Source organism: Gimesia algae (assembly GCF_007746795.1).
GTDB classification, from domain to species: domain Bacteria; phylum Planctomycetota; class Planctomycetia; order Planctomycetales; family Planctomycetaceae; genus Gimesia; species Gimesia algae.
In genome coordinates, this window is sequence record NZ_CP036343.1 from 1776289 (window position 1) to 1799965 (window position 23677).

Genomic DNA, 23677 nt, shown 5'->3' on the forward strand with positions numbered 1-23677 from the left:
AAAACCAGCTATTTCGTGGCAGATCGAATTCTCCACTTTAACCATGTCTCAAAGCACAAGACCCAACTCGAAATCATGACCGAATCGTTAGAGAAACAGTATAACCCTGAAAGTGCACAACAGAAGTGGTATCAATTCTGGGAAGAGAAAGGCTATTTTCACGCCGAACCCAATCCGGAAAAAGAACAGCACACGATTATGATTCCGCTCCCCAACGTCACCGGGGCACTGCACATGGGTCATGCCCTCAATGGGACTGTCCAGGACCTGATCACCCGCTGGCGACGCATGCAAGGTTACGAAGCCCTCTGGATGCCCGGAACCGATCATGCCGGCATTGCCACTCAGGCGGTGGTAGAACGCCGTATGAAGGAAGAGGAAAACCTGACACGCCACGACATCGGTCGTGAAGCGCTGGTCGAGCGGATCTGGGACTGGAAAGATCAATACGAAAAACGCATTTTGAATCAGCTCAGAAAACTGGGCGCCAGCTGTGACTGGCAGCGCACACGGTTTACCCTGGATGACATGTGCTCCAAAGCGGTCCGCCGTACCTTCCTGAAACTGTTCTCTGACGATCTCATCTATCGTGGAAAACGCCTGGTCAACTGGGACCCGTTCCTGCAGACCGCTGTGGCTGACGATGAAGTTTTTTCAGAAGACATTGCCGGCCAGTTCTGGACCTTTCAGTATCCGGTTGTCGGCAGTGACGAACGGATTTCTTTTTCGACCACGCGTCCGGAAACCATGCTCGGCGATACCGCTGTGTGCGTTCATCCTTCCGATGAACGTTATACACACCTGGTCGGCAAATTGGTTCGCATTCCGTTAAACGGGCGCGAAATCCCGATTATTGCGGATGCATTGCTGGCGGATAAAGATCTGGGGACCGGAGCCGTCAAAGTGACTCCCGCGCATGATCCCAACGACTATGCCTGCGGATTACGAAATGATCTGGAGCAGATCAATATTCTGAACCCGGACGGCACGATGAACGACGCGACCGGCGCGTATGAAGGCCTGGATCGTTACGCGGCTCGTAAAAAAGTCGTGGAAGATATGGACCAACTGGGTTTCTTTATCGAAGTCGAAGACCGACAGATTCCTGTCAAACACAGTGATCGTTCGAAAACTCCCATCGAACCTTATCTCTCCGATCAATGGTTCGTCAAAATGGATACACTCGCGCAATCTGCCATTGATGCTGTTGAGGATGGTCGCGTGCGATTCTTTCCCAGCCGCTACTCCAAAACGTATCTGGACTGGCTCAAAGAAAAGCGCGACTGGTGTATCAGCCGTCAACTCTGGTGGGGACATCGCATTCCCATCTGGTACTGTGATACCTGTTCTGAAGATGACCTGAAGCTGGCATTTGGCGATCGCTATGATGTGGATTATCGTCGCAACGATGAAGATACCTGCTGGCTGATCTGCAGTGAGACGGATCTGACAGGTGATGAACTGGGAGTCGCGCATAAGTTGACCCAGGATGAAGATGTCCTGGATACCTGGTTCAGCAGTGCACTCTGGCCGCATGCCACGCTGGGCTGGCCGGACAAGAATCCGGACCTCGATTATTTCTATCCGGGCAGCGTACTGGTCACCAGCCGCGATATTATTACCCTCTGGGTGGCCCGCATGGTACTGACGGGCCTGTATAACATGGAAGACATTCCCTTCAAACATGTCTGCATCCACCCTAAAATCCTGGACGGTTTCGGGCAGACCATGTCCAAATCCAAAGGCAACGGCGTTGACCCTATGGATCTGATTGACAAATACGGTGTCGATGCGGTCCGGTTTACGATTGCTTCATTCGCAGGAGAAACACAGGACGTCCGCCTCCCGGTGGGTTATGAAGACCCGGAAACCGGTGAAGTCGTGCCTCAAACTCTGGAGCATCAGACAACGACTCCCTCCGGCGGCGCAAAACCACGCATTAAATTCCCCAAGAGTGGAAAATCGTATCAGTATACGAGTCCCTGGTTTGACCCGGATCCCGGCGAAAAGGTCGCCCGCATCGTCAGTGAGCGTTTTGAGTATGGCAGAAACTTCTGTAACAAACTCTGGAACGCCAGTCGCTTTGCCATGCTGAATCTGGAAGGTTACACCCCTGCTCCGCTTCAGGAGTCAGACCTGAAAATGGAAGATCGCTGGATTCTCAGTCGGCTCTCTACGGTTGCAGAAGAAATGACCACCGTATTAAGTCGCTACCAGTTTGATGTGGCCACGCGCGCGATCCGCGATTTCACCTGGAATGAATTCTGCGACTGGTACCTGGAAATGATCAAGCCCCGTCTGTGGGATGAAGAACAGAAACCGGCAGCGCAGCGCGTTCTGGTAGGGGTTCTCGATGCCCTGCTGCGGCTGCTGCAGCCTTTCGTGCCCTTCATTACCGAAGAACTCTGGCAGCGATTGAATGAGATTGCTCCGAAACGGGGACTCTTCACCCCGGAACAAGGGGCAGAAAGCATCATGATTGCTGACTGGCCGGAGCCACCGAAAGACTGGCAGGACCCGCAGCTGGAAAAACGGTTTGAGCGCCTGCAGGAGATGATTGTCGCTGTGCGAAATATTCGTGCCGTCTATAAAATTTCACCGGCAACGCCACTGCAACTTTTCCTGCGTTGTGAATCCAGCGTTGCCGATGATATGCAGAATGTGGCCGGACAGTTCGATAACCTGGCGAAAACATTGCTGGAATCAGCGGGCGCGGATGTCAAACGTCCCAGCGGGTCTGCTACGTTTTCTCTCAACGATGTCGATGGTTTCATCGCCTTGGAAGGCATTATTGACCTGGAAGCAGAATTAGAGCGTCTGCGGGGCGAAGCCGAAAAGCTTGAGAAACATATCGTCACCAGCGAAAAGAAACTGGCCAATAAGAACTTTGTTGATCGGGCCCCCGCGGATGTTGTGGCAGGGGTGCAGGAGACTCTGTCAGGAAATCAGAAACAGCTGCAGAGCGTTCTCAAAACCATCGATGAACTCGAGGGAAAATAGTGTCTTATCAGACCTGAAAAGATTCGTGGCCCGACATGGTTCACGATTTGATATAGAATCTGTTGTCCTGCTCGGAAACGGTGTATAATAAGTTCAAAATCACAGGTATTTCAGTTTTAACTCTCTCTATAGAATCTGGTTTGCAGTGAATTCCCTGTCTGACCTGAGGAGGCTCTCTTGTTAGTGGAAATGGAGTTATCTCGCATTATTATCAGCGAGATCGGTGATCAGCAGGTGATCTACCTGCGCGAAGTCGAGGGCGAGCGTGTCTTCCCGATCCTGATTGGGATCTTTGAAGCCACCACGATTGACCGCCGTGTGAATCAGGAGTTTTCCCCCCAGCGTCCGCTCACGCATGACCTGTTGAAGAATACCATCGAATCCCTGGGGGGCATCTTAAAAGATATCGTGATCACGCACCTGGAAGACCACACCTACTATGCCGTCCTGCGAGTGGAACAGGATGGGGAACTGGTCGAGATTGACAGCCGTCCCAGCGATGCGATCGCGTTGTCGATTCACTACAAACCACCACTGCCGATTTATGTGCATGAATCGGTTCTGGAGCAGACAGCAGGTTAAGTTCGCTGATCCACCACTTCAGATAAAATAAAAAAAGGCAGCTCGAACTCAGACTTCGAGCTGCCTTTTGTGTTTGTTGTGAACGGTTTAATTACACTCCGCTACGAGTGGACCGGCCAGTTCGTCCAGAATAATCAGGCGCCCGGGTTGAGTCGTCATGTAGGTAGACGGAATCCAACTGGAGGGTTCATGTCGTAACGTCATCCAGACACTCATCCCCTGCCACTGCATACCCCGCGAGAAGATGCCGTCACAGCCACCGATAATCTTGTCGGCCTGCAGAAAACAACCGGGACCAATCGTATTGGCATACGCGGGAACCAGAGTGGTGCGGCTTTTAAAGCTCGTCACAGCGTTCTGCTCAATTGTTAAAGGATGCAGCTTGGCACCGATGCGATGTGTCTGTGCTTTCCATTCTTCCTCGGAATTGAATTCTCCGGCGAAGTGAGGTTCCCAGAATGCGATATGACAGACACGTCCGATACCGAAAATGACCCCCAGTTTCGCACCCGCTGATTTCAACTCACCAATTTTTTCTGCATAAGTGGGAAGAGTCTCGGCAGTCGCAAAGTGACGTTGGTTCTCGGGAACCGTCAAGTCACCGAGAGGACCATAAAAAGCCTGCTCCATAGCGTACTGAAACGCCCCAGGGTTGGTGGGAGGCAGTGTATTTCCGTCCGCATCGCTCCACTCATCCATATTGAAGCCATACACATGGTCGCAGGATACACCCCATTCTTTGAGGAAGTACACAGCCCAGCGATACATGCCCATCGGGCCTACGGGCAGAATCAACGCCAGCTTTTGACCAGCATCTCTAGACTGCTTAATCGTTAAAGCGATCTCATGACCCAACATCGTATCGAAATCAGTCACGCTCCCGCACAGGACAGGCTCAAAGCCTGCATGCCACCAGGACTGACGGTCTAAAATCGTCGTGGGATCGGCACTCATGCACTGATCGATTTTGGTCAGATCCCATCCCGCTGGAAAAAAACCTTCCATCATGGAACCGGCAATCGTACTCATTAAATCCATAATTCTTCCCTTCTCAAAGCAATTTCACAGGTTGGCCAAACTGTACCAACTGTCAAAAATCAATATTTTCTTATCATTGTTGCATAATTCAGAGGCTGGAGTGGATTTTAGCATAGAAAAGGCATAAGAACAGGAAAGATCAGCCTGTGATTTTATAAACAAAAGAATATTTAAACAAAGACGTTGAGAACGACAAACATCTTGAATTCTCTAACCGATATAGTTCTAATAGTAGAGCTGAGTCGACAACTTAAATGATTTATCGGTCCTGCCTTAGCTTACCTGCCTTAAACAACCAGAAGTTTATCTTTACACGATAACCGTCAACCTGCCCGATTGCACAACAGAGTCCCTCTGCTGTCATACATCAAGAGCTTTTACAAACTGATTTTTTATTGAACGAGTCTGCGATCAAAGATTCTCGATCAGTAAACGAATTGTTTGCTCAAAGGCTCCTGCTGCGGTTCACACAACCGGAGAAACGAAAAGATGAAAGTACTGATTGCCCCTGCCTGTACGGCCATAGCCATGATTGCAGGCTGGCTGGTTTATGAACACTCCCTCAACAATACGCAAACGACTCCCACGAAAATCCTGACTGACCCCATTGCAGTCCAAGTCACCCGCTCTACAAAAAAGACTCTCGAGAAACGGATTACCCTGGTGGGTAACCTCGAAGCAGGTTCCCAGGTCGAAATCCGCTCAAAATATAGCGGGTACATCAAATCCATCCCGTTCGACGTGGGAGATCAGATCAAAGCCAACGACGTCATTCTGGAATTGAATGACACGGAACTGCAGGAACTGGTCAGTAAAGCAGATGCCTCTCTGATCGTTGCCAAAGCACAATTGAAAGCGCAGGTCACTGGCCAGGAACTGGCTCAAAAGGCGTATGAACGCCTGCTGGTTCTGCAGAAATCCGGTGTCAGCACGCAACAGGAGATGGAAGAAGCGCTGGCCAACAAGGCAATTCAAGAAGCGCAGACGGAACTCGAAGAAGCCCGCGTGGAACAGGCCAAATCCGATCTGGAACAGAGCCGCCTGCGACTGCGAGAAAATAAAGTGCTGGCGCCGACCGATGGCTTTCTGGCAGAACGGATGGTCGATGTGGGTGATCTGGCAAAACCAGATGTCCCTTTAATGAAAATTGTCAACCTGGATCATGTACGGACCATCGTGCATATCGTGGAAAAAGATTACGAAGATGTCAAACTGGAACAGAAAGCACTGATCACGGTTGATACATTTCCGGGCAAAACCTTTACGGGCCATGTGAAACGAAAAGCACCGGTACTTGATCCGCAGACCCGAACCGCCGCCGTGCATATCGAAATTCCGAATGCGGACTTCGCGCTGAAACCGGGAATGCATGCCCGCGTGCAGATTGTCTTTGAACATCACCACAAAACCAGCGTCCTGCCCATTGCCTCGCTGACTCGCAGAAAAGATGGCCCGGGTTCCGCAGTTTTCATCATCGGCGGAAATCCCCCCATCACTGAACGACGAAACATTGAAACCGGGATCAATGACGGCGAACTCGTCGAAATTCTATCGGGGCTCAAACCGGAAGACCTGGTGATTACCCTGGGTAATCGAATGGTCGACGAAGGACAGACCGTCACACCAGTAGAAGTGCCCATGGATCAGGTGATTCAAACACCCTCCCCGTTACCACAGAAAACTAATTTGTGATCAGGATGATCATTTGGTTCAACAGTAGATCATAAAAACCTGAGAAATCCACTATGTCCCTGACTCGACTGGCAGTTCAGCGTCCGATTACAACCCTGATGTCCTCACTGGTGCTGATCATGCTGGGCGGGGTTTCTTTATCACAGCTGGCTGTGGACCTGATGCCTGACATTCAGAATCCCAGCGTCAGCGTGATCACGATCTATGAAGGCGCGGGGCCCGACGAGGCAGAAAAACAGATCACCCGCCCGATTGAACAGAATTTGAGTTCTGTTTCCGGCATTGAGAATATTCTCAGCAGCAGCATGGAAGGCAGCAGTACCGTCCGCCTGCAGTTTCAGTGGGGCACTGATCTGAATCTGGCGATCAACGAAGTACGTGACTCGCTGAACAAGCTGAGAAACAAGCTGCCCGAGGGAGCCGAAGACCCTTACATCCGCCATTTTGATGTCGCGGACCGCCCCATTCTGTATCTCGGGTTGAACAGCGATCTGGACCCGATCACACTCACACGCCTGACGGAAAATCAGATCATCCCGCAGTTTGAACAGCTGGAAGGGGTCGCCCGGGTCCGCATGCGGGGCGCGATTGAACGCGAGATTCAGATCAACCTGGATCGCAGCAAGCTTGAATCGCTCAACATGGGCGTCAACGAAGTCATCAATGCTCTGAAACAGGAGAATATCAACCAGCCCGCCGGTAATTATGAAGAAGGCCATCTCAATCTGCATATCCGCAGCCAGGGGGAATTTACCAGCCTGGATCAGATTGAAAACACGGTCGTCCGTGAACAGGCGGGTGCCACAGTTCATGTACGGGACATCGCCGAAGTCGTCGACGGTGAGAAAGAACGGACTGAGCTGACGCGTATGAACGGACAGCCCGGTATCCTGTTGTACGTGTATAAGCAGTCGGGTGCGAATACGATCAGCGTGAGTGACCAGGTACAAAAGCAGGTCGAGCGGGTCAACAAATCGCTGCCTGACATGAAGCTCACCATTCGCGTGGATAATTCGGAATACATTCGACAATCGATCACCAATATTCAGGAAGCCGCGCTGTACGGTATGGGGCTGGCCATTCTGGTACTGATTGTCTTTCTGCGCAGTTTCCGCAGCGTACTGGTGATCGGCGTTTGTATGCCTCTCTCAGTCCTGGCGACATTCACCCTGATTTATTTTCAGGGATTTACTTTGAATATTATTTCCTTCGGCGGGCTGGCTCTGGGAGTGGGACTGCTGGTTGACAATTCAATTGTCGTGCTGGAAAGCATTTTCCGGAAACGGGAAGAAGGTCTGGACCCCAAAACGGCGGCCATTGAAGGGACTGAAGAAGTTTCCTCTGCGATCATCGCCAGTACGTTGACAACACTGATCATTTTTCTGCCCCTGATCTTTATCCATGGTACAACGGGTATCCTGCTGCATCAGCTGGCGTGGGTGGTTTCCTTTTCTCTGGTCTGCTCGCTGTTTGCCAGTCTGACTCTGACACCGGTCATGAGTGCTTACTGGATCCCGGAACAGGCATCGACACCGCATACAGGCTGGACCCGTTACTGGTTCAAGCTGATCGATGGTTTCCACCACCTGAACTATCAGATCCTGTTAAAACTGGAGCGCGTCTACGAACGAATTTTAAAGTTCAGTTTGAAACACGCCACATTCACCGGCTTCCTGCTGTTACTCTGTTTTACGACCACATTGGGTCTGATTCCCCATGTCAAAACAGAATTTTTACCGAAAACAGACGAAGCCGCCATCAACGTCTTCTCGAGAATGGCGGCCGGGATTCAGCTCCGAAAACTGGATCAACAGACACGTATTCTGGAACAGGCGACGATTGAAGCAGTGCCCGAAGCGATCGCAATTGCTTCCTTTATCGGTGATAGTGCCGATGACGCAGATCAGTGGAATCGCACGACTTTAAGACTCCAACTGCAACCCCGCGGTGAACGCGAACGGGGAATCGAAGAAATCCGCAAAGCGCTTGACGATGCAATCGGCCCAATTCCCGGCATGAAAGTCCAGGTGAAAGCACAAACAGAAATGATGCTGATGCGGATGATCGGGAGACGAGGCGGTGGAGATCTGGTCGTACAGGTCGCCGGCCACAACCTGCAGTCCGCGCAACAGATTGTCGACCAGGTCGTTTCTGTTATGAAGCAGACGCCCGGTCTGATCAATGTGGAAGCAGAGGTTTCGGATCAACGGCCTGAACTGACCGCATCCATCGATCGTGAAAAAGCGGGTCTGCTCAAAATCAGTGTGCAGGATATCGCGCAAACTCTGGAAACGACCATCCGCGGGACCGAAGCCACGCTCTATCGTGAGGAAGGCGATGAATTTCCCGTCGTCGTCCGTTTGCGGGCGGAAGACCGCGATCAGATGGATGACGTACAACAGGTGGGTGTAACAACAGCAACCGGTCGCACGATTCCTTTGAAAAATATGCTCACCTTTCAAGCCAATGATGCACCCGTTGTCATTGAACGCCAGAATCAACAGAGAATCCTGAGAGTCTTTGCCGATGTCGAGGGGCGCGACCTGGGCAGTGTTGTCCCTGAGCTCGAAGAAAACCTGAGTGCCATCCAGGTTCCCTCCGGTTTTTCTGTCAGTGTCGCAGGCGACTGGGAAGAACAGCAGAAAAGTTTCACCGCGCTGAAACAGGGTTTTATTCTGGCGATTCTTCTGATGTACATGATCATGGCTTCGCAGTATGAATCTTTGAGCGATCCGTTTTACATTCTGTTTGCGGTTCCGCTGGGAATGATGGGCGTGATCTGGGTCTTTGTCTTTACAGACACCACCTTAAATGTGCAGTCATTCATCGGCATCGTGGTTCTATCAGGAATTGTAGTCAACAATGCCATCGTGCTCGTTGATTATATTAACCAGCTCCGACGAAGATTTCCGGAGAGACCGGTGAACCAGCTGATCATCCAGGCAGCCACACGCCGTTTCCGACCGATTCTGATGACCACGCTCACGACGGTCCTGGCCATGATCCCGATTGCCCTGGGCTGGGGTGAAGGAGGCGAACTGCAGGCTCCCATGGCGCGGGTTGTTGTCAGCGGCCTGATTGCAGGGACCACAATCACGCTGCTGGCGATTCCCCTGATCTACCAGACCTGTACTACTCCTGCTGCGAGAAAGACAACGCAAAATCAGGAAGTTTCAGTACAAGAACCGCTCATCGGCGAGCCGGTAAAATCCAGCTGAAATGGTCGGGATATCCTGTCTACGATAGCATCAACTCAGCCGGTCTGTCTATAATACGCCTCTAGTTTGTGTCAGACGGAGCGAGTGTGTTCGGATTCCATAACCTGAGATCAAATTGACCTGGAAACACACAATCTCAATCTGAATGCAAATAGAGGGATTGACGGTCTTTCTGTTACGGATTTTGAAATACAGAATGTTGTCAATCGGGCATCTCTCTCATCTCTGGGCATCTGGATATTCACTCTGACGATGATGAATCAAAAACCTGCACTGATTACCGAACCAGTTCCTTACAAAACACTGTTTCCCTGGCTGAACCTGTTTCGGGTATTTCGACTGGCTGTCGATTTCCAGAAAATCCTGCTGGCCGCAGCAGCGATCCTGCTGCTCATGCTGGGTAATCAACTGTTTAATAAACTCCCGTTCGCACCTCAGCAACCCGCAAGCAGTCGTTCGGCTCTTGTCCATCAAAGGATTGAATTTCCTCCGCGAAATTCCGATCTATTTTTACATTCTCCTCAACAGGGACTGATCCCGGAGCCAGAACAGCCGCCTGGACTGGCCAACCTGATCCGGGGCACCACCCTGCTGGAACCGATGTCCTATTTCACCAACCCGGTTCTGACCCTGTTTGAAACCGGTGCCAGCTGGAGCATGCTGGCCTATGCCACCACACAACTGCTGTGGGCGATTATCGTCTGGGCGGTATTCGGCGGTGCCATCACCAGGATTGCCGCGATTCAGTTTGCGCAGGATGATCATATCGGTATCCGGGCGGCATTAAGTTTTTCACTGAAACGCATCCTCTCGCTGGTCAGTGCCCCCCTGCTCCCGTTTGCGGGCATGGGTTTCTTCTGGGTCCTCTGTCTGCTGATCGGACTGTTAGGCAATATCCCCAGTGCCGGGGGAGTGATCGTCAGCCTGCTGTGGGGACTGGCTTTTCTGTTTGCTTTCGTAATGAGCCTGATCCTGCTGGTGACTCTGGCTGGCTGGCCTCTGATGATGACCACCATCAGTGTGGAAGACAGCGATGGCTTCGATGGCTTAAGCCGCATCTTCAGCTATATTTTCGGGCGGATCTGGTATTTTCTGTGGCTGGTGCTGGTCACACTCTGCTATGGAGCCGCCTGCCTGTTTTTTGTCGCACTATTGATGCAACTGGTCTCGCGCCTGGCATTCTGGGGCGTCAGCTGGGGTATGGGCAGCGAGCAGGCATTTCAGCTGTTTAACCAGGGGCAGACGACCCTGGCGACTTCCATTTCCATGGGCTGGGGATCGATCCTCAACATCACTTTTTCCGGTTTTGTGATCAGTTTTTTCTGGTCGGCCAATACCGTGATCTATTTCCTGCTGAGGAAGTGTGATGATGGCACCCCTATTGATCACGTCTACTATGCGGAAGAAGAAGCGGATACCGCCAATGAGCTTCCGCTGGCAGGTGTTGCCAAAGCAGGCGAACCCGTGATAGAACGCCCGGTAACTTCGAATACAACAGCTGACGGGGAACAGCAGGATGCAAAAGAGACGACAGACCCCGAGTAAGCCTGCAGGGAAATCACCAGGCTGCGCGGGCAGACAACCGCTGGTGGAATCAATTGAAACCAGCGGAACAAGGTGAAAAATCTACCAGCGAAACAAGCCTGTGCCCCAGGCAAGTCCGGCACCAAAACCACTCAGGAGAATGGTATCGCCGCGATTAATCCGCCCCGATTGAAACGCTTCATCCAACACAATGGGAATCGATCCGCCGGACGTATTCCCATAACGGTCGAGATTGTTAAAGACCTTCTCGCGGGGAATTCCTAACTGTTCGCAGGCAGAATCAATAATTCGGATATTGGCCTGATGCATCAGGAACAGGTCGACATCATGCACGCTCATACCTGTTTTGGTCAGCATCAGATCAATAGAATCGGCAACCGTTCTGACGGCCCACTTGAAGACACTGCGGCCATCCATATTCAGAAAATGACGACCTGCAGCAATATCTTCGGCTGTGGCAGGATTACGGGTTCCACCGGACGGACGATCCAGCAGAGAGCAACCACTGCCATCAGAGCCAGTCTGATAGCACGTCAATCCCTGATGGGGATCTCCTTTTGACAGCAGGACAGCACCGGCACCATCACCAAACAACGGCGCCACGCGGCGATCTTCCGGATTGACAATACGGCTGTTGCAGTCACCACCAATTACCAGCGCCAGTTTACTGTTTCCTGTCGCGACATACTGGGCCGCGGTCACCAGAGCATACATGAAACCTGCACAGGCAGCCTGTAGATCAATGGCAGGGGCATCCAGTCCTAAGCGATCCTGCACCAGGCAGGCAACGGAAGGACATTGAAAATCCGGTGTAAACGTACCGACAATCAGCAGGTCGATGTCTTCCGGACTGACACGGGCCGCACGAATCGCTTTCAGTGCCGCCTCGTAGCATAAATCACTGGTTGCCATTTCTGGCGGGGCATGTCGACGTTCCAGAATCCCCGTTCGTTGTTCAATCCATTCCGGGTCAAATCCAAAACGCTCCTGCAGATCGTGATTCGTAACGACATTGTCGGGTACATACGATCCACTCGAAACAATTTGTACTCCCAACAATGAATTAGTTCTTTGACTAATCACCTGGCGACCACGCTTGCTCTCTATTTTTTTTGTCTCAGGTAGCTGATCCCGCTGTTGATTTAACAACCCGGATGCATCCAGAACGGATTCCAGATCCGTTGAATCGACCTGATTTTTTGATTGAAGTTTCAAAGACATCTTGTGCATAATCCTGACATCCTTATTCAGTTTGAGTCAAGCTTGCCGAACAGACAGAGCTCGACCTCCTTTCAACACGAGTCCGATCGTGATGCAGCACAATTCCATTGAATACAGAATCTCAGTTTGAGAGATTCTGCGTCAAATGCAGATGCACTAACTGATTACCAAAACGATTTCGCATTAGTAACCAAAAAAGCCATAAAGACTGGCAGCGAGAAGGGAAATAAAAATCTCACTGACTGTTGACGAGGGCCGTTCAGACCAGACTCGACAACAATGTCCGCAAAGTATAGCGATTCACAAAATTGGAAACTAGCGAAATATAGAAAATTCCAGCTAACGTACAATATAGGCAAGATTCATTGTCCTGCAAACAAACTTAAAAGCCTATTTTGACACATTTTAGACTTAATTCAATTTCGGTTCCCCGATAAGTTCTGCAAATCAGCAGATATCCCAGACTACCCTGATGATCAAAAGGAGACCTGTTTCAGGCGACATCCTCATTGAGTGCCTGATTGGTCACCCAATATTGCATCACTGCCTGAAATTCCTGCTCCAGATCGGCAGAGCGTTTAACCTCCACGCTGACACCATAACCACGGGTTTCCAGGATCCGAGTCCGGACAGGCAAACCGGGGTCAAACTCGCAGTTCACGGAGAGTTTTCCCTTCAAAGGAGGGTAAAGACCGAGATGCACGACCCGAGTCTTCTGCTGTGGTTCAAATTGCACCAGGACCCCGCCTTCAATGCATTCAAAACCTGACTCATCTGAGTTGCGATTCATCCACTGTGAACAATGACTATGTTCCTCGTCATCTGAATGCGTTTCTATATCAGACTGGTTTTCTGTCAGTAAAGCCTCAAATCGCTTTTCACGGTCTGCATCGATCTCAGTCAGACCTGATATTTGTGACTCAGCAGCATCAGAGCAGGACTCCGCTGAATCTGCTGCTGGTAACCCCTGATGGGGATCATTGAATCGATCATTCTCCGCGAGTTCCGCTGCTTCCCGGTCAAGCCATTCCAGTACCCCGGCAAAAGCCATGAAATAGGTCAGGCAGAAAAACAGGATGCCCATCAGATTGAGACCGTTTTCTGGTAACACTGCCAGCATTCCAGACAGAACAGGTAATACGAGCGCCAATGTGAGACCACTCTTGTGGCTGTTTGAGAGCCTGAGCAATCTGAATTGTCGCAGTAACAGCAGGTTTCCTGCGACCAGAGACGACATCAGAGCGCCGACGGTCAGGACGGGTAAATAGCTGTCTTCTACCTGAATCAAGGCGACTGCGCGCAACAGCAACAGCCCTACTCCACCGGCACCAATGACGCCTGTGAAAAACAGAGGGGAAAGCCCTCTCAAAAGAGACAGCTTTCCCCGTGTCATTTCATTTTCCAGGCGATAAAGATTCTGCTTAGACTGTTTCATATCGAGCATCCTCCGTTCTGCCCTGCCAAAATCCGAGTGAACTGATTCGCTCAGGACATGGCAAATTGAGGCTCGGGTACTTCATTACCCAATCCGGCAGCGTCTCTCAATTCGGCTGCTTTATCAGTTGCTTCCCAGGTAAAATCGGGATCGTTCCGACCAAAGTGACCACCCCAGGTTGTTTTTCTGAAAATCGGGCGGCGTAACTGCAGATGATTAATAATCCCCTGCGGGCTCAGCGGAAAGAGTTCTCCGACCAGTTCGGAAATCTTCTCTTCGGGTATCACTGACGTTCCTTTGGTATCCACATAAATGCTGGTTGGTTCGGCAACACCAATGGCGTAGGAAAGTTGAACTTCACACTCAGCAGCCAGTCCGGCAGCGACAATATTCTTGGCAATATAACGTGCCATGTAGGCAGCAGAACGGTCTACCTTCGTAGAGTCTTTTCCGCTGAATGCGCCACCGCCATGACGTCCCCAGCCACCATAAGTGTCCACGATAATTTTACGTCCGGTCAGGCCGGTATCGCCGTGGGGACCACCAATCACAAAACGACCTGTGGGATTGATATGATACTTTGTTTTATCATTTAAGAAGTCGGCTGGAATGACTTCCTTGACCACTTTTTCAGTGACAAATCTATGAATTTCTTCCTGAGACACATTTTCTGTGTGCTGAGTGGAAACAACTACAGCGGAGACTCCCACAGGTTTGCCGTCTTCATAATCCACGGTGACCTGACTTTTGCTGTCAGGTAATAACCAGTCTACTTCTCCATTCTGGCGAATTTCTGTGAGCTTATTCAAAATGCGGTGTGAGAGCGCAATCGGAACCGGCATGTATTCTTCGGTCTGATTGCAGGCATAGCCAAACATCAGTCCCTGGTCTCCGGCTCCTTCTGCATCCACGCCCTGGGCAATATCGGCACTCTGCTGATGCAGTTTCACCAGAACTTCACAGGTATCGGCATTAAACCCGATGTCATTACTGGTATAACCAATATCACGAATCACGTCGCGAGCGATCTTTTCATAATCGACCTGGGCATTACTCGTAATTTCACCAGCCAGCACAACGAAGTCAGTGGTACACAATGTCTCACAAGCGACACGTGAGTAGGGATCTTGAGCAAGTAATGCATCCAGGATACCGTCCGAAACCTGATCGGAGACTTTATCGGGATGTCCCATACTGACGGATTCACTTGTGAACGAAAAATTAGCCATGCGTTACTCCACCTATATACTTTGCCATGATGAGCGTACCTGGACCCGGGCAACACCGGGAACCTGATCCATTACCTCAAAATATGAAACGAACTGCCTGAAAGAACATCTCGCCTTTCATTTTACGTTTCATATCAACTGATTTTGCCTAATTGTAGAAATCCAGAGTAAACTCAACAAGAGTAGCTTTCGCTCTGCTTTCTGTTTTAGAAAATGTTTCTGGATGTTCCACTGCTGAAAATGTCCACGCGGGCACATCAAACCGGATTGAATCAGGCAGCCTTATCCTGCGAATCCGACTTTCCTCCCGAAATGAACGGTAAGATCAAAGCCAGTGTGCGCAGCGTTGCTCCCCGTTGATCCAAAACGAAGCGTTGTGCCCGTGATCCCTGATCTTCCGCCAGTCGTGGGTCTTCCAGCCATTGAATCAGTGTCTCCTGAAATGCAGTCTGATCCTGAACAATCGTGGCAGCCTGATGTTGCAGCAGGGCGTCGACCACATCCTTAAAATTCCAGGTATTCGGCCCCAACATCAAGGCGGTACCATATCCTGCCGGTTCGATCATATTTTGTCCACCACGTTTTGTCAGGCTACCCCCGACAAACGCGAAATCAGCCAATCCCCAGCAGGATTTTAATTCTCCCAGCGTATCCAGCAGCCCAATCGCAGGTGCCTGGGTAGTCGAAAACGGTAAGACCGCCCCAGCCTCTTCCGACTCCTGATCGCTGCGCCGAATCAGTGGGAGTCCCTTTCGCATCACCAGCTCAGCAACTTCATTAAAACGTTCCTGGTGACGTGGTACCAGAATCAGGCGCAGCTTGGGAAATCGCTCTCTGGCTGCCAGGTAAACCTCCACAGCAATCTGTTCTTCCGGCGACTGAGTACTGCCTGCGACCAGAACGGTTTCATCTGAATTCAGCCGAAAAACACTTCGTAGTTCTGCCGTCAATCGATTCGCCCGATCCACCTGAATTCCGTCAAATTTAATCGAGCCGGTCACCTGAATGCGATCTACATGGCCTGTCAGGTTTTGAAAGCGTTCCGCATACGCGTCGGTCTGAACAGCAATCAGTTGCAGACGGTTCAACAACGGCCCGATCAACCAGCGAAGTTTTCTGTATCCGCGAAAACTTTTTTCACTTAATCGACCATTGATAATCGAGACTGGAATGCCCGATTGATCTGCCGCTAAAACGAAATTCGGCCAGAGTTCCATCTCCACCAGAATCACTGCCGTTGGCCTGATGCGCTGCAACGCCCGTTTGGCCGCCCAGGAAAAATCCAGGGGAAAGTAACAGACGGTCAACTCGGGAAACTTCTCTTTCGCTACTGCATATCCCGTATGCGTCGTCGTCGAAATCACAAGTTCGAGAGTGGGATTTTGTCGTTTCAGCTCTTCCAGCAGGGGCGGCAGTTGTAATACTTCTCCCACGCTGACTGCATGAAACCACAGGCAAGGCTCATCACTGTTTCGCTCGGGCAACTGCCCCAGAAACTTCTGCGCCAGCCCGCTTCGGTATTTTTTCTGAACCAGAACCCGGTACAGGATAATCGGCGAAGCACAGGCCAGTAACAGGCAGTAAACCAGATTCAACAGATACGCATATATTTGCACGGGATTCCATTCCCCAACCGGACATCAATTCCGGAATTTAAAAACTACAGATTCTTTCCGCAGCACTTTTTAAATTTTTTCCCACTGCCACACGGACAGGGATCATTTCGACCTACTTTGGGTTGCTGATTCACAATTGGATCGATTGCCTGCTGAGCAGGCTCGGAGGAATTCGTATCCCCCTCTTCATCTTCGCCATAATCGTAATCATCAGTGACTTCTTCATGTACCGTATCTGTGACCCGCCATAAGGAACCGACGAAATCAGGGCTCTGTTTTTCCAGGCGGAAAATGGCGGAAGTGACCTGTTGGCCAATGCGCCCCCACATGCTGTCAAAGGCCTTCATCCCTTCACGGCGGTATTCCACTTTGGGGTCTTTCTGGGCATACCCAACCAGACCAATGCCGGACCGCAAATGATCCATATAATACAGGTGGTCTTTCCAGGAGGTGTCGAGCACTTCCAGAATCAGCGAGCGTTCTGCCTGACTGAGTTCCGGACGATAACGTTTATTGTAAGCCTGATACAGACGGATTCTGACTTCATCGTCTGTAAGCGGTTCCAGTTCTTCCGTCGTCAGATTTAATTCGAGTTCCGTATTTGCCCAGTCAGCAAGCTCCCCCAGAGCGGCTGTATTCTGCACGGGATGAGCACTTTTCCCCGTGGAAACGGACTCTTCTCCCGTATAAGCTTTGGTCAGGAACTGCTCGATCTGCTTAGAGGCTTCGCCGTTAACAAAGACCTTTTCGCTTTCTGCAGACAGGATATTTTGAATTTCATTGACCTGTTTTCCTTTTAAGGCTTCCAGATCGAGGTTGGAATGAAATCTTGAGTTGGCCCACTTCACCAACCCGACCCGGCTGTTCGCTTCATTCCCGGGTTGTTGCTTGCCTAGAAAATTGTACATACCAACGGTTACCGGGAAGGTGACTTCTTTTTCCCGATACAGTTCTTTTACTTTTTCCAGTACTTTGGCTTTTGCTTCCGGAATACTCAACGATTTGAATTCTTCCGGGTCGGCTTCGATACCGAACTGGTAGTTCAAATAACCTGCCAGAGAACGGGAACCCCATTCTTCATCCAGAAATGCCTGCAAGGGGGTGAAGTCAATGCGTTCGATGGCTTTTTGAGCATGGTCAAACAGCGTCTGATGCAGTCCATCGCGACCGATTTTCTTTAGTTCGCGGTCATTCAGATTCAAATTGAAATAAGCATTCGTCCATTTGGTCAGTGCCTGCCAGTTCCAGTCATCTTCATATTCTTCGGGCAGATTTTCGTTGATCTGTTCTGCAATGATATCATCTGCCTGCAGGCTGGCTTCGTCTTTCAGATAGCTGACCAGCTGCTCATACGTCATTTCGCGTACGTTAGCGGATTCCACTTCGATATGGGCTTCCTGACCACACCAGGCGGCAATCGTGTCCCAGCTGTAATTTTTATCGAGCAGGCGCTCTGTTTCTTCATCGACCTGGCGTTCAATCATCTCCAGAATCAGATCGCGGCAGTTACAGCCATCCAGAATCCGCTGACGGTAGCCGTAGACGGTTTTTCGCTGTTCGTCCATGACTTCATCATATTCCAGCAGATGCTTTCGCTGCTCGAAATGGGTCTCTTCCCGTTTCTTCTGAGCGCCTTCGACACGTTTGGAAACCATCCGACTTTCGATGGCTTCTCCCTCTTCCATGCCCAGGCGAGACAGAATATTTTTCACCCATTCACCGGCAAAGACCCGCATCAGTTTATCTTCCAGCGACAGGAAGAAGCGACTGGATCCTGGATCTCCCTGTCGTCCCGAACGACCGCGCAGCTGTAAATCGATACGACGGGAATCGTGACGTTCAGAACCGATCACATGCAAGCCACCCAGTTGCATGACTTCTTCGGCTTCGACATCCATACCTTCCCGTTTTTCAATCTCTCTGACCAGTTGATCCCACTCCGCTTTCGGCACTTGAATACGAGATTCGTATTTCTGGCTCAATTCTTCCCAGGCAATATGCTCGGCACTTCCCCCCAGAATAATATCTGTACCGCGACCAGCCATGTTTGTGGCGATGGTGACGGCTCCTTTACGACCTGCCTGTGCAATGATCTCGGCTTCACGTTCATGATGTTTGGCGTTCAGAACGTTATGCGGAATGCCATACTTGCTCAGTCTGTGACTGACAATCTCAGACTGTTCGATCGAGACTGTCCCGACCAGAATCGGACGCCCCTCTTTATGAACTTCCCGGACTTCGTCGGCAATGGCGGTCCATTTTTCTTTTTCCGTCTGATAAATCACATCAGGATGATTGATCCGCTGCATCGGACGGTTGGTCGGAATACTGACCACATCCAGTTGGTAAATCTTCCAGAACTCTTCCGCTTCCGTCATCGCGGTACCGGTCATACCGGACAGCTTATCGTATAACTTGAAAAAGTTCTGCAGGGTAATCGTGGCCAGAGTCTGAGACTCTTCTTTAATTCTCACACCCTCTTTGGCTTCAACCGCCTGATGCAGTCCATCGCCCCACTGACGACCCGGCATGAGTCGCCCGGTGTGATCGTCGACAATAATGACTTCGCCTTGCTGGACGACATAATTCACATCCCGTTTATAAAGGTGATGCGCTTTCAGCGAGTTATCAATCAGATGCGGCCATTCCATGTTCCCGGCGGTATAAAAGCTTTCTACACCTGCCAGTTCTTCTGCATGTTTGACCCCCGCATCCGTCAGGTGACAGGTATGCTCTTTTTCTTTGACTTCAAAATCCGTGCCTGGAATCAGTTTCAATGAAACAGCATTCGCTTTGGAATATTTCGTTAAATCATCCTGAGCGGGACCGGAAATAATCAGTGGCGTACGTGCCTCATCGATCAGAATATTATCGATTTCGTCTACGACGGCGTAGTTCAAAGGTCCCTGCACCTGCAGTTCCTTCACCGGTTTCATATTATCACGCAGATAGTCGAATCCGAATTCATTATTGGTTCCGTAAGTAATGTCGCAGCCGTAATGCTTCTGACGTTCTTCAGGCCCCATTTTAGACTGGATCGCTCCGACCGTCAGTCCCAGCGCTATATGAATGGGCCCCATCCATTCCATGTCACGTAATGCCAGGTAATCATTGACTGTGACAATATGGACTTTGCCAGAGAGCGCATTCAGGAAGGCCGGCAGAGAAGAAACCAGAGTTTTTCCTTCCCCGGTCACCATTTCTGCAATCATGCCTTTATGCAGAAAGTACCCCCCGATCATCTGCACGGGGTAATGTCGCATACTCAAATTGCGACGTGCAGACTCGCGTACTGCTGCGAATGCATACGTCAGAATATCATCCAGCGTTTCTCCCGCGGCCAGTCGCGCACGGAGCTTCTCCGCCGTCTGTTTCAATTCTTCGTTGGATAGTTTCATCAATTCCGGTTCAAAACTGTCAATTTCTGCCAGCATGGAACCAGGGGCGATCTCATCGCTCCCGTCTTTATTGCGGACAAAACCCAATTTCCGAATCTGGCGTTCATTCGACGAACCGAACAACCCGGTGAGAAACCATTCGAACCATGCCGTTACTGTCGTTAACCATTCACCCAGCTTGTCTAGGAATTCCATTTTTTAACCTGAACTCGAATTCTCGAAAAATAGTCTTCAATATTTGTTCTGGTCGATCACAGTCAGACTGTCATACTGGCAGGAACAAGTGATTGTTCCCTGGTGACTGAAGTATTCGCCTTCACCAGCACTTCCTTGCCCAGAATACATTTAATTTCTGTAAGTTCTTCTCTTTCCGAAGTTTATTTATTTTGAAAAATATGGTCAATGGCGGTATTCTGACCGGTCCCGACCTGAACTTCAGAAGATTGGAAGGCTCACTCATACAGAAATGCAACCAATGTGCCAAGTCTGGGGCATTTGTAATATCTACCTCTGGATAATTTAGCAGAAATTCCTATATTCCTGAGGGAAATCCGTCCGGCATCAGTCTTCTTAAACCACTATGGAGCCTACAGATGTATAACAATCCGGATTCAGAGAAATATCAGACCGGTGCCCCACCTCTTCCCCCGGAAAATGATGACGAAACCATCATCAGTGCCGATACACGCCGGCAGGAACGGATTCCCGCCGGACAGACACGGACACGAAAATGGCCTGTGCTGCACGCCACCACTGTCCCTGCGGTCAATCTCGACACCTGGAAACTGGAAATTGGTGGCCTGGTAAAAACCCCGCTCACTTTCAGCTGGGACGAATTCCAACAGCTCCCGCGCACCCGGGTCTTCGCGGATTTCCATTGTGTCACACGCTGGTCCCGGCTGGGAAATTTGTGGGAAGGAGTTACCGGACAGGAAATCATGCGACGCGCCGGCGTTCACCCGGATGCCCGCTACGTGGTTGCCACCGGCTATGACGGCGACTGGACGACCAACCTGCCTTTGAAAGACTTTCAGTCGGAGGACGTTCTGCTCTGCGATCTGCATGATGGCCAGCCGCTGATTCCCGATCATGGCGGACCGGTTCGTCTGATCGTCCCCCTGCTCTATGCCTGGAAAAGTGCCAAGTGGCTCAAACGGATCGATTTTCTTGCCGAGGACGATCCGGGCTACTGGGAACGCTGCGGCTATCATCACCATGGCGACCCCTGGGTGGTCGATAAAGACAACCCGGACGGTGAACGCTTTGAATCACAGGACCAGATCCCGCCTGGCTTTGATAAGTGATCTGGGATTCTGTGCGTCTCAAAGAGAATTTACACTCTAATCAGCCGGAGTCTGACAGCGATAAATCGCCTGGAGTGCGAATGCGGTTGCAATCAGTGGGTCGTCTTCCATCATCCAGGGGAGCGGGTTTTCCCAGTGCCCGTCTGCATGCTGTTTCTCAATGAGTGTCTGCAAGACCTCATGACAGCGTGAATTCAGAAACTGATTTACCACACCTTTTTCCCTCATTTGTTTCCAGACACGGGCTGTCGCTGCGGCTTCGTAAAAATAGAGGGCATCCAGTTTCTGGTACGAACGCTTTATATTGAACGGGAACTCAGCGAGTCGCGAATGCAACAATTGAGACAGAACGGTGAGCGCAGACTGAATCCTTCGATCATCAGAAGTCACATCGCAGGCCAGCAGAGCGGAAATCCCATCACAGCTGGCAGAGAGATAGGGGACGCCATAAAGCTTACCTGACCGGGTGCGTTTAGAACCCGCTTTATTCAGAGGATGATCGGGAAGGATCGTAAACACAAAACCACCCGCGCCCGTGGCTTCAGTTGGAAGTTGACAGTGCTGCAGATATTCCAGTGCCCCGATGCGGTTCTTGAGTGGTAATTTTTGCGCCCCGGACAGCGCGGCGAGGGCAAAGAAAGTGACAGAGACGTTCGCCGGATTGGCTGCGGAACCCTGCTGGAATGAATCACTACCTGGCCTCCATCCCCCCGCGACATCACCTTCTGAGATTCGATCCGCTTGCAATATTCGCTGCCGGCGTAACAATTCCTGGCTTAATGAGTCCCGAAGTTCCCGATTTGCAGTTGCTTCCGGCTGATATTGATTCAGCGTCGCCAATATCAGACAGATTGAATACAGGGGATAATTCGATTCTGCCTCAATCGACTTCCAGATCTCTTCCTGGTTAATTTTTGATTTGAGAAAGGCGAAACCGCGACTGATTGATTCACCTTGGGCTGCACCTGGTGGCGTGATTTCCACCAGCGTTGACATCACCAGTGCACTGGTCGCGATTCTGCTCTCGAGACTGGCATAAGTTTTCGATTGCCAGCTGCCATCGTATCTCTGCTGCTGTACCAGCCAGCGTCTGCCCTTCAAAAGCGCATTGCTACCCAGTTGCTGTCGCGATTTGAATTCCCCGCGCTCCACCCGGATTCCAGGTGTCTGGTCTTCCGCGATCAGCTGACCCGGTATAAACAGTAGTATTCCGAGTAAATGAACCTGGATGTGATTGCAGTGCCGATACATCCGGATTACAGATCTGAAGTGGGAAGACTGAAGTTTGGGGATAACAATGTCAGCAGAACGCCAGCAGTACAAAAGGTGCGGTCGGTAATACAATGATGTCCTTTCCAGCTGCCATCCTGGTTTTGAGTTCTCAAGACTCCGTCGCGCACCTGAGGATACCAGTATTTCCAGCTCTCCTGCTGTCCCTTGAGCATGCATTCCGTAATAAAATAAAAGGCCAGATATTCTTCTCCCCCGGCAAAACGAAAAACCCGCGGTTCCGTTTTCACTCTTTCCAGAATCGTGTGCACACTCTCCTGAAACTCTGGAGTATCTCTGTATCCCAGTGAATACAGCACGCGCACACCTGCCGCCTCTTTATAGAACTGTTGCATCCAGTTTCGCCTGTCATCGGGCTGCTCCCGTAAATGCTTCATCAGCGCCTGACCTACCAGCTGTTCCGAAGCTTCAATTCGCAAGCCAGCCGAACTGGCCGCTCGCAGACATTCCCAGCCTAAAATCGTTCCCAGTACGGGAGCCCAGCTCTCGTTTCCCCAGGTGCCATCTTTTCCCTGTGTCAGACAGATGTAATTAACCAGTTTGCCCAGAGCAGCGCGAATTGCTTTCTCTTCCCCCGGAGCATCGTAGTAAATCTGACTCAGATAAAGTGTCGCCAGAAACAGATCTGCATTGAGACCGATCTTTCTCTGTACCAGGGTGATATTATCTTTTGATCGATTTAACGGGCGAGATTCGACCAGATCCAATACCCCATACAAGACCAGCCGACTCTGTTTCTGATACTTTCCTGCACGAGGAGTACTCCCTTCAGAAAGGAGCACGAGACCTGTCATCGCAGTACAACTGAGGTCCGGCATATGATACCGGTCTGGCCCCACTGTTCCATCTCTGTGAATCGCCGAGATCAACCAGTCCATCCCCCGTTCGATCGCCTGTCGGGTTTTGGGATCGTTTCGGACCGGATTGCCCGCCTGCACCGTCGAGGTCACCTGTCTTAAATCAGTACAGGGAGCAAGTATGAAACTCAGACAATAAATCAGAGTGCGGACACACAACAGATTCTTCGATAAAAATGCACTTTTCATCCAGCACAATCCCTTGAACAAAGCAAATGTCAGGCAACTCAAAGGGAAACCACTGCATAAATC

General features: G+C 50.7%; 14 protein-coding genes. 6 read left to right on the forward strand and 8 right to left on the reverse strand.

The window, feature by feature from the left end:
* Nucleotides 1-75: 75 nt before the first annotated feature.
* Together Pan161_RS06725 and Pan161_RS06730 are read left to right on the forward strand one after the other, a co-directional pair.
* The gene (locus tag Pan161_RS06725) at nucleotides 76-3000 is read left to right on the forward strand and encodes a valine--tRNA ligase (RefSeq protein ID WP_145225270.1); all 2925 of its coding nucleotides are present in this window, start codon (nucleotides 76-78) and stop codon (nucleotides 2998-3000) included.
* A 177-nt stretch (nucleotides 3001-3177) separates the two neighbouring features.
* Nucleotides 3178-3582, forward strand: a complete 405-nt coding sequence (locus Pan161_RS06730) for a bifunctional nuclease family protein (protein WP_145225272.1) — start codon at nucleotides 3178-3180, stop codon at nucleotides 3580-3582.
* An 87-nt stretch (nucleotides 3583-3669) separates the two neighbouring features.
* On the opposite strand, the gene Pan161_RS06735 is transcribed toward Pan161_RS06730, so the two are convergent.
* Nucleotides 3670-4620, reverse strand: coding sequence for a sugar phosphate isomerase family (locus tag Pan161_RS06735; RefSeq protein WP_145225274.1), 951 nt, complete (start codon nucleotides 4618-4620; stop codon nucleotides 3670-3672).
* Nucleotides 4621-5109: 489 nt separating this feature from the next.
* Between Pan161_RS06735 and Pan161_RS06740 the strand changes: the two genes are divergently transcribed.
* From Pan161_RS06740 to Pan161_RS06750, 3 genes are all read left to right on the forward strand, one after another.
* The gene (locus tag Pan161_RS06740) at nucleotides 5110-6312 is read left to right on the forward strand and encodes an efflux RND transporter periplasmic adaptor subunit (protein ID WP_145225276.1); all 1203 of its coding nucleotides are present in this window, start codon (nucleotides 5110-5112) and stop codon (nucleotides 6310-6312) included.
* A gap of 53 nt (nucleotides 6313-6365) precedes the next feature.
* The gene (locus Pan161_RS06745; protein WP_145225278.1) at nucleotides 6366-9530 is read left to right on the forward strand and encodes an efflux RND transporter permease subunit; all 3165 of its coding nucleotides are present in this window, start codon (nucleotides 6366-6368) and stop codon (nucleotides 9528-9530) included.
* A gap of 252 nt (nucleotides 9531-9782) precedes the next feature.
* A complete protein-coding gene (locus Pan161_RS06750) occupies nucleotides 9783-11075 on the forward strand; it encodes a hypothetical protein (protein WP_145225280.1) in 1293 nt (430 codons plus the stop codon).
* Nucleotides 11076-11156: 81 nt separating this feature from the next.
* Here Pan161_RS06750 and Pan161_RS06755 read toward each other — a convergent pair whose 3' ends face one another.
* The 5 genes from Pan161_RS06755 to secA form a co-directional block, all read right to left on the reverse strand.
* Nucleotides 11157-12296, reverse strand: coding sequence for a 3-oxoacyl-ACP synthase III family protein (locus Pan161_RS06755; protein ID WP_197995733.1), 1140 nt, complete (start codon nucleotides 12294-12296; stop codon nucleotides 11157-11159).
* A gap of 493 nt (nucleotides 12297-12789) precedes the next feature.
* The gene (locus Pan161_RS06760; protein ID WP_145225282.1) at nucleotides 12790-13731 is read right to left on the reverse strand and encodes a hypothetical protein; all 942 of its coding nucleotides are present in this window, start codon (nucleotides 13729-13731) and stop codon (nucleotides 12790-12792) included.
* A 50-nt stretch (nucleotides 13732-13781) separates the two neighbouring features.
* Nucleotides 13782-14960 carry a methionine adenosyltransferase gene (gene metK, locus Pan161_RS06765; RefSeq protein ID WP_145225284.1) on the reverse strand — a complete coding sequence of 393 codons (1179 nt, stop codon included), beginning with the start codon at nucleotides 14958-14960 and terminating at the stop codon, nucleotides 13782-13784.
* Nucleotides 14961-15232: 272 nt separating this feature from the next.
* Nucleotides 15233-16576, reverse strand: a complete 1344-nt coding sequence (locus tag Pan161_RS06770; RefSeq protein WP_145225286.1) for a 3-deoxy-D-manno-octulosonic acid transferase — start codon at nucleotides 16574-16576, stop codon at nucleotides 15233-15235.
* A 44-nt stretch (nucleotides 16577-16620) separates the two neighbouring features.
* A complete protein-coding gene (gene secA, locus Pan161_RS06775) occupies nucleotides 16621-20169 on the reverse strand; it encodes a preprotein translocase subunit SecA (protein ID WP_145225289.1) in 3549 nt (1182 codons plus the stop codon).
* 398 nt (nucleotides 20170-20567) lie between these two features.
* On the opposite strand from secA, the gene Pan161_RS06780 reads away from it, so the two are divergent.
* Nucleotides 20568-21278, forward strand: coding sequence for a molybdopterin-dependent oxidoreductase (locus tag Pan161_RS06780; RefSeq protein WP_145225291.1), 711 nt, complete (start codon nucleotides 20568-20570; stop codon nucleotides 21276-21278).
* Nucleotides 21279-21314: 36 nt separating this feature from the next.
* Here Pan161_RS06780 and Pan161_RS06785 read toward each other — a convergent pair whose 3' ends face one another.
* Together Pan161_RS06785 and Pan161_RS06790 are read right to left on the reverse strand one after the other, a co-directional pair.
* Entirely contained in the window at nucleotides 21315-22529 is a 1215-nt protein-coding gene (locus Pan161_RS06785; RefSeq protein WP_145225293.1) for a prenyltransferase/squalene oxidase repeat-containing protein, read from the reverse strand.
* A gap of 5 nt (nucleotides 22530-22534) precedes the next feature.
* On the reverse strand, nucleotides 22535-23614 hold the full coding sequence (locus tag Pan161_RS06790; RefSeq protein ID WP_145225295.1) for a prenyltransferase/squalene oxidase repeat-containing protein: 1080 nt from the start codon (nucleotides 23612-23614) through the stop codon (nucleotides 22535-22537).
* Nucleotides 23615-23677 lie beyond the last annotated feature (63 nt).